Here is a 12,729-nt window from a genome sequence, read left to right on the forward strand (position 1 = left end):
CCCCTAGCCCCCTCTCCCTCAAGGGGAGAGGGGGAACAAGAGTTTCTTTATCTTTAGCCCCTCGCCCCTTGAGGGACGACTCCTCAGGGGGCAGGGTGCGGGGTTGGTGTGAGGGGTGTCTTCCATGAAAACACCCAGCCAACCGTATAGCGCCGAATTCCTGCTGGAAAAACTGGAAGAGTTGTACGAAGTCGAATTTACCTGGCTCAAGGTGGAAAAACTGGTGGAAGGTCTGGTCGGGCTGGATCGTGATACCCAGGATTTCATCCTCGGTTGGGCTAGCCGTTTGCTAACCACCAACGTCTACATCAGCCATGAATTCATTATCCGCGTGGTGGAAGCCATCGACCGGCTGGAACGGCGTGTGATCGAAGCACTGGCTGTCCATGCCGCCGACGTGTTCGACCGTGCCGGTTTGCGCCCGGCGCTGGATGTTATCCAGAAAGTGGATGGTTTCCTCGTCGATGTACACGCCCATGCCGAAGGCATCACCTTTGAGGAAGTCGAACCGGTGCTGTCCACCTTCGTGTGTGGCTTGTCGGGGCGGCGGCTCAAGCTGGAGCAGGGCGAAAGTGTCTACACCGACAGCGAAACCTTGTTCCTGCCCAATATCACTGCCCGGCTGGAAAAGGCCAAGGACAACTTCCTGTTGTGTAAGGCGCAGGTGGCGTTCATGTGGGCGCAAACCCGCTTTGGCAGTTTCCGGGTGGATTTTGCCACGGCGTTTGCGCACTACCCGGATCGGGAACAGGCGTTGGCGGCGTTTCATGCACTGGATAGCGTGCGGCTGGAAGCGTGTCTGGCGCGGGAGTTGCCAGGGCTGTGGCGCGATATGCAAAGGTTGGAAAGCCTCTTTTCTCCCTCCCCTGACAAGGGGAGGTTAGGAGGGGTTTCTTCACGCTTGCAATCCCCCACCGCCACCGTTGACGATGTATTGTCTCTGATCCCGCAAGTGCTGGGCATGGATTTCCCCCCGCGCGTTTACCAGCCCAAACTCAATGCCGAAGCCATTACCGCCTGTATGCTGGCGCGGATGGAGCGGGAGAAGATTTTGTTGCGGGTGAAGTTGGCAGAGTTGATGAAAGAGTTGGGGGAAACCCCTCACCCCCCAACCCCCTCTCCCTTAGGGGGCGAGGGGGAGGAAGAAGGGAAAGAGGCCGCGCCGCCGGAGTTTGAAGTGCGGGAGACACAGGAGGGGCAGGGGTTTGAGCTGGTGCTGGATGACAAGCCGATTGCGCCGCCGGAGGATGTGAAGCAATTGCTGACTTCCATCCTGCTCGACTGGGGGGACGTGCCGCCGGAATTCCTTGTGCCTGCGGGTGATGGTGAATATGACCCGTCGCTGTACCAGAAGGAAGAGCGCGATACCGAAGATGTGTGGAAGGGGATTTACCATGAAGATGGTGCGTTCCTGTACAGCGAATGGGATTTTGCTCGCCAGCATTACCGCAAGAACTGGTGCGTATTGCGCGAAATTGAAATGACCCGTGGCGACCCGGCTTATGTGGATGCGGTGCTAAGCAAGCATCAGGGGTTGGTCAAGCATTTGCGGCGCACCTTTGAGGCAATGCGCGATGAAAACCGTTTGCTTAAACGGCAGGCGCAGGGCGATGACGTGGATATTGATGCACTGGTGGAAGCACTCGCCGACAGCCGTGACGGGCGCGAAATGAGCGACAAGCTGTTCCAGCACATGCACCGTGCTGACCGCAATCTGGCGGTGATGTTCATGGTCGACATGAGCGGCAGCACCAAGGGCTGGATCAATGAGGCCGAGCGCGAAGCGCTGGTGATGCTGTGCGAAGTGCTGGAAACGCTCGGCGACCGTTACGCCATCTACGGCTTTTCCGGCATTGGGCGCAAGCGCTGCGAAATCTACCGCATCAAGACCTTTGACGACCGTTATAACGCCGACACCAAGGCACGGATTGCCGGGATTGTTCCCAAGGATTACACCCGCATGGGGGTGGCGATCCGCCATTTGAGCGAAAAGCTGAATGCAGTGGAAGCCAAAACCCGTTTGCTGATCACGCTCTCCGACGGCAAGCCGGAAGACTACTTCGACATCTACAACACCCAGTACGGCATTGAAGATACCCGCCAGGCGCTGTTTGAAGCGCGGCGTACTGGCATCCACCCGTTCTGCATCACCATTGACAAGCACGGCAAGGATTATTTGCCGCACATGTACGGTCACGCCAACTGGGTGGAAATTGACGAGGTGAAGAAGCTGCCTTTGAAGGTGGCGGATATTTACCGAAGACTGACGACGTAGGTGTTTAAATACTTTATTGTGTAAAAAGTGTTTGATAATATGTTGCTCTATGAGTTTATCAATGGTGGCTATCCATGATGCGCAGGAGATATGTAACTGCTTTTATCGATTGGAACTCTCAAAAATTCAATGCTCGGAATGGATCGAGAAGGGAAGATGTCGATGAAAATAGTGCAAAAGCAATAAAGCGTCAGATTAAGGATACACTTGATTATGTGAGTGATGCTTTGGTTCGTTTATTGAATGATATAGAAAAGAAAGCTGATAAGTTCAGCGTGGAAATGCGTATATATTATGGCTGGCATGAAGGTTTAACTGCCACCCTTACTCGTAAATGTTTAGAAGAAATGATAAAAGATAGAGAAGTTCCTAATTCTAAGTCTAATCTTTCATTTGATTGGAGCAATCCTTTTGGGGATGTCTTGTTAGATGCATTGGATCGCAGAAAGCATCCAAAAGCTAGGATACACTTGCCAAATACTCTGCGTAGAGATTCTACAAACGGTATTCCTCGTGAAAAAATGGTTGATACCGCATTGGCTTGTGATTTGTTATCTCAGACAAGAATGTTTCAGGACTATATTAAAATAATAATGGTTGAGGATGATGATGTGATTCCAGCAGCCTTTGTTAGTGAAAAATGGAACTCTGGGGAGGGCAAGACAGTAATTGCCCGAAAGCGAGAGCGGGATGGTAATTTTCTTCGTTTAGATGGTCTTGTGAAAAGGATTTGAGGAAGCAAAGATGCAGTTTAATCAGTGGGAGAGAGAAATTAGGCTTTTTGCCGATATTGATTGGGATTTTGATGCTCGCGATATGGGAGAGTCTTGGGCGGCGAAGTTCCGTAGGAAGGGTGCTGACGTTAGTGTCGTTTTAAATCAGAAAACCCAATCAGTTGTGTTTAAGTCTGGAGAAGATATTAAGAGCTTCAATTCATATGGTGGATTGTTGGCTTCTTCAGAATTCGGTGATATTTTCCATATTGCGAGAACTCAACGTGCAATTTCAAAGCAAAGCCCAGAGTTGGTAGAGGATGAATCCTCTCAGCAAATAACTATTATGGGAGAGCTATTAACTTTAGAGGGCGAGGATAAGTCGAAGCCGGTTATTGATTTAATTGATGAATGGACGGCTAATTCGAAAAGTGCTGAGGGTGTGCAGGCTATTGTAATTGATGGTCCCGCTGGAATTGGGAAAACACATTTGATACGCTTGTTGGTTAAGCGTAGAGCAGATAAATATATATCGCTTCAGTCTGATCCTTTAATTTTGCATGTGCAAAGCAGGGGGCAAAGATTAACAGGATTGATGGAGTTGCTGGCAAAAACACTACAATCAATGCGTCTATCTATTACGTATGATCAAGTCCCTGTTTTTGTCAGACATGGATTAATACAATTAGCTATTGATGGTTTTGATGAACTTGCAGATCCTGAGGGTTATGATAACGCATGGAATGCGGTTCGTGAATTAATTGAAGATATTGATGGGAATGGAGTCATTCTATTAGCAGGACGCGACACATTTATTGGTCGAGAGAGTATTTGTCGAAAGCTTAAAATACTGAAAGATAGATCTGTAGTATCAGCTCATTTGCGAACTCCATCTGAAGGAGAGGCTATTGATTGGCTGGAAAAAAACAATTTAAGCCGTCAGGTAATAGATCAATTAAAAGAATTGGGATTATTAGATAATGGGAGCTATTCTCTTCGACCATTCTTCTTGCAACAAATATTGAAAATATCCGAATCAGGCGATGGTATTGATTCATTTGCCAAGTTCCCATTAGATACTTTAGTTCAAGCGATGATAAAACGGGAGGTTCCTTTATTCCATCGGCTTGTCAATAATTTGGATGAGCAACATCTCAGGGGGCTTCTTGAGTACTTCTTGCAAGAAGTGGCTCAAGAAATGGCTGACAGTGAGTCTGAAAGTTTAGATATTGATTCATTGCAACTTATTTCAGATATAATTTTTAGTCAGTATATTGATGACGAAAAACTTAGAGCTGTTAGACATAGAGTTAAGTCAATAGCTTTATTAGAACAGGATGTAAATCAGAACCTGCGTTGCTTTGTCCACTCTGAGGTGCATCGTTATTTTTTAGCTAGAGGTTATGCTCGTCGGCTATTAGAGTCAGTAGATGAATTTTATATTCTCCGCTCATTAAGGCGAAATATTCTTGGTACAGATGTCCTTGATGTTTTTCATGATATTACGCAGACATTTCCTTTTGATGAAAGAAAAATCATGCAAAGAAATGGTAATGATTTATTGAAGCGCCGCCGATCTTATGATCGTAGTCCAGGAAATATTGCAGCTCTTTTGCTGGCTTCTTTGGGTAATGAGACTAATTTGTATGGTGAGTTAATAGATGTTGAAGATATTACCCATGATGAGTTTATTTTAAGAGGGACTGTGCAAAATGTACAATTAAAACGTTGTAAGATTTCGCAATTTGATGTTCGAGGTGCAGATTTACATGAAGTAATTTTTAATGATTGTGAAATATCTTCTTTGGTAATTGATGATAGCGCATTGCTTTCAACGTCTATGCCTTTACCGGGTCATTTAGAAGTTGATGCTAACGGCAGAAAGGAAACAATTTATAAACCAAGTGAAATAAAGTTGCGCTTGGTTAATAGAATGCCGAAGTTTGAAGATGAAGATGAAGATGATGAGGTTGAGAAAAATAGATCACTATGTCTTTTGGAAAAGATCTGCCGAATTATTGTTCGTCAAACATGGATTAAGGATGATCCAAAGGATGACTTTGGTAAAATATTTTTAGCTCCTGAGTGGGACAACCTGAAAAATGTCTTATATAATCATGGTTTTTTAGATGTACGTAGTGATCTACCCTCGGGCGGGAAAAAAGCGGATTTTATTCGGGTCAAAAGAGCGAATGAAATATTGGCAATTGGGGACGAGAGGACAGCTTCTGATGTTATAACGCTTAAGCGTGCAGTAGGAATGCTTAAAGATGGGTAGCTGATACTTGTTGTATGCTATAAGCACCCTGCTGGAATCTGGATGATCTTGTCTGCCAGCATTTGAACACGGGTGTTGTTGTTTACCACGATCCCAAACGGCAACTCATGCTGCTCCACAAACTGTCGCAACGCCGTTAGCTGTTTCACCGTAGTTTGCTGCCCCAGCTTGATCTCAACCGGCAAAGTCCCAAAGCTGCCATCCAGCACCAGATCAACTTCTGCGCCGTTTTTGGTGCGGAAGTAGTAATAATCCCAGCGGGTTGCACGGGTCGCCTGTATGCCCTTGATGATTTCTTCGGTAGTAAAGGCTTCAAAGTTCTGCCCGACCTGCGGGGAGCGCAGTAGCGCTTCGCGGCTTTCTATCCCCGCCAGATAATGCGTCAGGCCGCTGTCACGCAGGATGCCTTTGGGCATTTTCAGTACCGATTTGCTCTTGCTGGTTTCAAACGCGGGGATGGTGCGCCAGATATAGGTGTTGTCGGCAATCTCGATGTAATCGCGGATCGTGACTTCCGATACGTCCACCGAACGTCCCAGTTGTGCCTTGTTGATGATCGTACCGGACAGGGACGCCAGCATACTGATGAAGCGCCGGTAGCGGATGCTGTCCAGACGCGGGAACAGCCGCCGGATGTCGCGGTTGATGTAGGTCTGGTAATAGTTTTCCATCCACACGCTGAAAGCATACGGGTCTTGTGCCAACACGGGTTCGGGATAGCCACCCCGCAAAAACAGCGGGATTACATCCGGGATCGGGTTTTCCAGTGTTTTCAGAAATGCCAGCGTATCTGCCGAGAAGGGTTGTTCAAAAATTTGGTAAAACGGCGGCAGCGGCTGCTGGAGAATTTCGTTCATCTTCAGCGTACCGATTTCGACAATCGCAATGCGCCCTGCCAGCGAATCACTGGCTCGCTGCAACAGTTCGGGGGAACTGGAGCCGGTCAGGATGAAACGCCCTTTTTCCTCGCGTTTGGCGTCAATTACACCACGCAGGTGGCGGAACAGTTCCGGGTCTTCCTGGGCTTCGTCAATGATGATGTGGCGCGGGTGTTCGCGGAAAAAGAAACCGTAGTCGCGGCTGATGAAGTCGTAATCTGTGGCATTTTCCAGATCGAAATAGCGCCAGTCGGGGCGTAGCTGCTGGCTGAGGGTGGTTTTGCCGGTTTGCCGCGCACCAATCAGCAACACCACCGGGAACAGGGTGAGCAGCAGCGTGATTTTGGCTTCCAGATTGCGTTTTAGACCAGACATATCCAAATTCTATGCTTGGTTTTCGCTGGTGTAAAGGTGGGGAATTGTATACTCTTCAGCAGCTCTGAACAGAATTCACCATTCGATTGTCATAGACAGCATTACACCACTTTTGCGGAGACATGCATGAAGCAATTCCTTCTTTATACCTCGCTAATCGCGTTGTTGGGTGGTTGTGCCCCCGCTGGTATCAGGATTGATGATCAGCAACTCAGCATGATCAGGGAAGGCCAGACAACCGAGCAGGAAGTGGTGCAACGTTTGGGCAGGCCAACCTCCGTCACGGTAACGCCACAACGCAGGACACTGGTTTACTCTTATAACCAGAACAACAATGTCGAAAGGCAGGTTGTGTCTTCCACTGGCGCAGCGGTAGGGGGATACATGGCAGGGCCGCTTGGCTCGCTGGCAGGCAGTATGTTGGGCGGTAGTGTCATACCCAACAACCAGTTACAGGATCAGGTAAGTATTGATATTGATCCCATCACTTACACCGTGATCCGTTACCAGCGTCAGCAAACTACCAGTTATCAATAGGGTAGCGCGGGACAAATCGGTTAATTGTTCCCCCGATGTTTATGGATGTACTACGCTATAGCATGTAGTTGAAGTTTTCTGCTCGGCGAGGGGAATAATGCTTAAGTTACTGAAAGTATGCGGTGTAATGCTTGCTGTGAGTATGCTGTCGTCATGTGCAAGTCTGGGGGAATCTGTGCCCAATCTGGTAGCCAATGCAGCAGATGAGGCCTCAGGGGCGAGCGCGAAAACAGCACAATGGTTTGCCGACAACCGTCATAGCCCCCTGCGCTTGCGGGCTTTCCTGAAAAAAATGCCCAAAGGCGGCGACATTCACACTCATCTTTCCGGGGCTGTTTATGCAGAAAGTTACCTGCAATGGGCGACGGATGAAAAGCGGTGCGTCAACCCCGAAACCGGAGTTATTTCAGAAGACAATCACGAACCCTGTCAGGTAAAACCGGAAGTGCCGGTTGCTACTGCGATGAAAGATTCGGAGTTGTACGGCAAGCTGGTCGACAAGATGTCCTTGCGCAATCTGGAGTATGCCGAACAGTCCGGTCATGACCAGTTTTTTGAAGCATTTACGAAATTTGCTGGGGGCAGTAAAGGGCAGATGATTGCCGAATTGAGCAACCGGGCAAGCCGCCAAAATATTGCCTATCTGGAAATGCTGATCACCGTTGGCAAGAAGTATTCCAAACAGTTTTCGCAGCAAGTGCATTTCGCAGGTGATATTGATGCGGCTTACCAGCAAATTATTGCGGCGGGTTTGCCGGGCACGATTGCGGCAGGTCAGCAGGAGTTGCAGGGTGTTGAACAGCAAGCCAAGGCAGCGTTGGCCTGTGATTCTGCGAATGCGCAGGCGGGTTGTGCCGTCGAGCGCCGTTATCTCTTGCAGATTAACCGCACAGGTGAGCCTTCGCGGGTGTTTGCCGAAATGGTATATGCTTTTGAAACGGCTAAGGCGGAACCGTTAGCGGTCGGGGTGAATATGGTTGCCCCGGAAGACAATGTGGTGGCATTGCGTGATTATGATTTGCATATGCGTATGATTGGTTACTTGTCAGCCCGTTACCCTGACGTGCCGGTTTCCTTGCACGCGGGGGAGTTGGTACTGGGTTTGGTTCCACCTGACCACTTGCATGACCATATCCGCAAAGCCGTTGAAGTGGCTGGAGCCAAGCGGGTTGGGCATGGTGTGGATGTCATGCATGAAGACAATCCCTTCCAGTTGCTGAAAACCATGAAAGACAACAATGTACTGGTTGAAGTTTGCCTAACCAGCAATGATGCGATTCTGGGGGTGGAGGGCAAGCAGCATCCTTTCCCGGAATACCTCAAGGCGGGTGTGCCTGCCACACTGGCATCTGATGATGAGGGTATTTCCCGGATAGATCTGACTCATGAATACCAGCGTGCTGCACTGGATTATGGGTTGAGTTACCCTGACTTGAAAACCTTGGCTCGCAACAGTATCCATTATGCTTTCCTTGATGGTGCAAGCCTGTGGTCGAATCCAACGTACCGTCAGATGCAGACCGCTTGTAATAAAGCCGATTTGGCTAAACCCAGCGCATCCTGCCAGCAATTCCTGGATGAGAATGACAAGGCTAAGGTGGAATGGACACTGGAAAGGCAGTTCCGGGCATTTGAAAATGGTAACTGGATGTAAGGCAGCCATACGGAGAGTCTGGTGTTTTGCCTTCCTGAATACAGGCTTATTGCATGGGCTGCCCAAAATGACCTATCTTTACGCCCTGTACACCAATCTTGATAACTAGAGGAGTAACGACTCATGGCCCATACCCTGCCAGAACTGCCTTTCGCCAAAGATGCCCTTGTTCCGCACATGTCTGCCGAGACGCTGGAATTCCACCACGACAAGCACCACAACGCTTACGTAGTCAATCTCAACAACCTGATTCCTGGCACGCAGTTTGAAAACATGAGCCTGGAAGACATCGTGAAATCTGCCCCGGCTGGTGGTGTTTACAACAATGCAGCACAGGTCTGGAACCACACTTTCTTCTGGAACTGCCTGTCCCCTAACGGTGGTGGCGCACCAACTGGCGCACTGGCGGATGCCATCAATGCCAAATGGGGTTCTTTCGATGAATTCAAGAAAGCCTTCACCGCTTCTGCGGTTGGCAACTTCGGTTCTGCCTGGACATGGCTGGTGAAAAAAGCCGATGGTTCTGTCGACATCGTGAACATGGGCGCGGCTGGCACACCGCTGACCACCGGTGATACTGCCCTGCTGTGTGTTGACGTGTGGGAACATGCTTACTACATCGACTACCGCAACCTGCGCCCGAAATTCGTGGAAACTTTCCTGAACAACCTAGCCAACTGGGACTTCGCCGCCGCCAATTTCGCAGCGTAATCCTGCCCGTCGGGGGAGCCGCCCGGCTTCCCCGCCTTGCCTCTGTGCCTGTTTTCCTGCCAGTTTGCCTTAATCCCACTTGGATAGTCGGGTATTTGTGTGCTGTTGCTTTGCCTGACATATAAATATGTTGGGGAGTTAGCCACGTTATTGCCCTGCAACCGGGTAAACAGTCTTACACCACAGGAGGACATGCCATGACACCCATTTCCGCTGACCATGCCGTCACCACTGAACCCATACCTGCCATCCGCCAGCTCGACAGCAGTGCCCCGTTGCGCTGGCTGAACAAGGGGTTGGAAGACCTCAAAGCCAGACCTGTTGCCAGTATTGCCTATGGTCTTGTCTTTGCTTTTGCCGGAATCCTGATGATTGCGCTGGGGCCTGCCAACCCTTTGTTTGCGCTGTTCCTGATCTCGTGTTTCATGTTGGCTGGCCCACTGGCGGCAGTCGGGCTGTATGACATGAGCCAGCGAATTGAGGAAGGGCAGACTCCATCCCTGCTGCACGCACTATCAAATGCTAGGGTTAGTACTTACAAGCTGATCAGTTTTGGCCTGATTCTGGGTTTCATCATGCTGGTATGGGCGACCATTACCAGCGGCATTATCAAGCTGTTTTTTGGGGATAGCCCGCTGGTGACGGATAGTATCGCGTTATTGTTGAACGGGCGCGAATCATTGCCGTTTCTGGCGGTATTCATGCTGGGTGGGCTGATCATGGGCTTGCTGGCTTCTGCGGTGGCGATTGTGTCGATTCCTCTGGCAAGCCATCGGCGGGCTGACACGATTACCGCAGGCATCATCCTGCTGGTGTTGCTGGTGGTATGGGCACGGCTGGTGGCGATGCTGTTTGGCTTGTTCTTTGAACAGTCGGCACTGGTAAGTGGTGGCTGGGATACGTTGCTGGGCGATGTCAGTTTCCTGCCCTTTATTGCTACGTTTGTGCTGTGTGGTTTTGTGCTGGCAGTGCTGGCTTTTACCATTAGCGTGGTGACAGTGCCGCTGATTGCCCACCGACAGGTTGGCGTGATGACAGGCATTGTGACCAGCATCCGTGCAGTCTACCAGAATCCGGTGGTGATGATGCGCTGGGCGGCGATGATTGCCATTGTGACCCTGCTGGGGATGGGAGTGTTTTTCATCGGGTTGGCATTCACCTTGCCACTGATCGGTCATGCCAGTTGGCACGCTTACCGCGAGACGGTGGGTGATGCGGAATAAAACATAAGCAGGCAGTGCTGCGCAGGTAGCCCTACGTAGCACTACTTAAGCAATTATTTTGTCTTAAAAACAGTAGTTTCACGAATAGTCCCCGTTGTTTGCTGCAAGCTAATCTGCTTCCACGAGCAAACCATACGGAGGACTTCATCATGCATACCCCCATTCCCGCCCCGCTGCACTCTAACCCGGAATGGGTGGATTTGTACCAGCGCCTGCAAGCCTTTCAGGTCAGTTCCTATGAAGATGTGCCGCTGGCGTTTCTGCACAAACTGGCTCGCATGAATGGCTGGAGCCACGCCCACACCGAGCGGGTTTTCAGCGAATACAAGCGTTTCCTGTTCTTGACGGTGGTTGCCGGGCATTTTGTTTGCCCGTGTGAAGCAGTGGATCAGACTTGGCATTTCCACCTGATTTATACCGAGTCCTATTGGGAGGATCTGTGTGGCAAGGTGTTGGGCAAAGCCTTGCATCATGTTCCTTCGCGGGGTGGGGTGGCGGAAAGCAATGCCTTTCACCGCGACTATGCGCAGACGCTGGCAAGCTACGAGCGGTTTTTTGGTGAGCCGCCACCTGCTGACATTTGGGAACGTCCTGCTGAACGTTTGCGTGATACCCCACATCTGCGGATGGTGAATACCCGTACTCACTGGCTGTTGCCGAGTCTGGCAGGTTTGCTGAAGTGGGTAGGCAAGGTTTTATTCGGGTTAGGTATGCTGGCGCTGTATGCCTGGTTGTTTTACACGTTTCATGTGTTCGGTTTCGTGCTGATTCTGCTGGGATGGCTTGCTTATTCGCTTTGGAGCGATGCGCGTTGCCCGCAATGCCGTACCCGTCATGCTTTCCATGCGACCGGTGTGCGTAGTGATGATGGCAAGCAGGCGGAGTACCGTTGTAACCAGTGTGGTCATACGGAGTGGCAAGCGGTTAGCCAGTCTAGTGGTGAGGGCGGCGGTGGTTGTAGCGGCGGTTGTGGTGGCAGTGGCGGTTCTGGCGGTGGTTGACCGTCTTGCTTGCCGCGATCTAATTCGGAAATTTCACAAGCGGTTTTGGCTTTGTTGATAGCAAGCGTGAATACGGCTAACAAACATCATCATAATAATTACACATAATAGTCTTGTTTGTTGAGTTTCAGAATAGACAAGATCATAATCTATTCCATGAAACAGCCCGATATATTTGCAACTACCGCCGATACCTTGGCATCCTTGAGTCTGCCGCAGCGCGAACGGCTGGCCTACATTGAGTTCCGCCTGTTCTTTCTGGGCGATGTGCGCCGTCAGGATTTGATGGATCGCTTTGGCATTGCGTCTGCTGCCGCGACCCGCGATTTTGCGCAATACCGCGAGCTTTTCCCCGACAATCTCAGTCTGGATGGCAGTAGCAAGGCGTATGTGCTGGGCGGTGGCTTTCGGCCTGCGTTTGCGCACAATGTCGAGCGGGTGTTGATGATGCTGTCGCGCGGGTTTGGTGATGGCCTCAGCCAGATGGAGGATGCGTTGCTGCCGTGTGAACTGCCGTTGATGTTGAACCGCCCTGCTGTTGGCATCCTTGCGCCGGTGACGCGGGCAATCCATCAGCGTAAAGCGGTGAGGATGCGTTATTTCTCGCATTCCAGCGGGGTGTCGGAACGGGAAATCGTGCCGTTCGCACTGGCAAATGACGGGCTGCGCTGGCACGTCCGCGCTTTTGATCGCAAATCCGGTGAGTTCCGCGATTTTGTGTTTACGCGCATGGAATCCACCGAACTGCTGGATGGCAACCCCGCCAAACACGAACTCCCCGCGCAAGACATCCAGTGGAATCGCATTGTCGAACTCGACATCGTGCCGCACCCTGACCGTCCGCACCCCGACATCACCGAACGCGACTACGGCATGGTTGATGGGGTGCTGCATCTGAAACTGCGGGCGGCGATGGCGGGGTATGTACTGCGGCAATGGCAGGTGGATTGCTCGGCGGATCATAGTGTTACGGAACAAGGGTGTCGGTTGTGGTTGCGGGATGTGTTGGCGTTGTATGGGGTGAAGAGTGCAAAACTGGCGCTGGGGTATACCTAGCATTGAGGTTAGACCTGAATTAGGATTC

At 50.5% G+C, this 12,729-nt stretch carries 10 protein-coding genes; 9 read left to right on the forward strand and 1 reads right to left on the reverse strand.

The window, feature by feature from the left end:
* Positions 1-124: 124 nt before the first annotated feature.
* The 3 genes from B2U47_RS09175 (at position 125) to B2U47_RS09185 (ending at position 5,266) form a co-directional block, all read left to right on the forward strand.
* Positions 125-2,275 carry a nitric oxide reductase activation protein NorD gene (locus B2U47_RS09175; RefSeq protein WP_296679596.1) on the forward strand — a complete coding sequence of 717 codons (2,151 nt, stop codon included), beginning with the start codon at positions 125-127 and terminating at the stop codon, positions 2,273-2,275.
* A gap of 74 nt (positions 2,276-2,349) precedes the next feature.
* Complete coding sequence (locus tag B2U47_RS09180) at positions 2,350-3,009, forward strand: hypothetical protein (RefSeq protein WP_296679593.1); 660 nt, start codon at positions 2,350-2,352, stop codon at positions 3,007-3,009.
* A 10-nt stretch (positions 3,010-3,019) separates the two neighbouring features.
* Entirely contained in the window at positions 3,020-5,266 is a 2,247-nt protein-coding gene (locus B2U47_RS09185) for an NACHT domain-containing protein (protein ID WP_296679591.1), read from the forward strand.
* A gap of 17 nt (positions 5,267-5,283) precedes the next feature.
* Here the strand turns inward: B2U47_RS09185 and B2U47_RS09190 are convergent, their stop codons facing one another.
* Positions 5,284-6,519, reverse strand: a complete 1,236-nt coding sequence (locus B2U47_RS09190; protein WP_296679590.1) for an ATP-binding protein — start codon at positions 6,517-6,519, stop codon at positions 5,284-5,286.
* A gap of 126 nt (positions 6,520-6,645) precedes the next feature.
* Between B2U47_RS09190 and B2U47_RS09195 the strand changes: the two genes are divergently transcribed.
* The 6 genes from B2U47_RS09195 to B2U47_RS09220 all read left to right on the forward strand — a co-directional run bounded on the left by B2U47_RS09195 (position 6,646) and on the right by B2U47_RS09220 (position 12,701).
* Positions 6,646-7,056: a hypothetical protein gene (locus B2U47_RS09195; protein WP_296679587.1), complete on the forward strand. Its 411-nt coding sequence runs from the start codon at positions 6,646-6,648 to the stop codon at positions 7,054-7,056.
* 97 nt (positions 7,057-7,153) lie between these two features.
* Positions 7,154-8,710 (forward strand): adenosine deaminase family protein, encoded by a 1,557-nt coding sequence (locus tag B2U47_RS09200; protein WP_296688334.1) that lies wholly within the window; start codon positions 7,154-7,156, stop codon positions 8,708-8,710.
* Positions 8,711-8,833: 123 nt separating this feature from the next.
* Complete coding sequence (locus B2U47_RS09205) at positions 8,834-9,421, forward strand: superoxide dismutase (protein ID WP_296679584.1); 588 nt, start codon at positions 8,834-8,836, stop codon at positions 9,419-9,421.
* Positions 9,422-9,618: 197 nt separating this feature from the next.
* Positions 9,619-10,644: a DUF2189 domain-containing protein gene (locus tag B2U47_RS09210; protein ID WP_296679581.1), complete on the forward strand. Its 1,026-nt coding sequence runs from the start codon at positions 9,619-9,621 to the stop codon at positions 10,642-10,644.
* 149 nt (positions 10,645-10,793) lie between these two features.
* Positions 10,794-11,645, forward strand: coding sequence for a glycine-rich domain-containing protein (locus B2U47_RS09215; RefSeq protein WP_296679579.1), 852 nt, complete (start codon positions 10,794-10,796; stop codon positions 11,643-11,645).
* A gap of 156 nt (positions 11,646-11,801) precedes the next feature.
* A complete protein-coding gene (locus B2U47_RS09220; RefSeq protein WP_296679577.1) occupies positions 11,802-12,701 on the forward strand; it encodes a transcriptional regulator in 900 nt (299 codons plus the stop codon).
* Positions 12,702-12,729 lie beyond the last annotated feature (28 nt).

This window comes from Thiothrix sp. UBA5583, assembly GCA_002425225.1.
GTDB lineage: Bacteria > Pseudomonadota > Gammaproteobacteria > Thiotrichales > Thiotrichaceae > Thiothrix > Thiothrix moscowensis.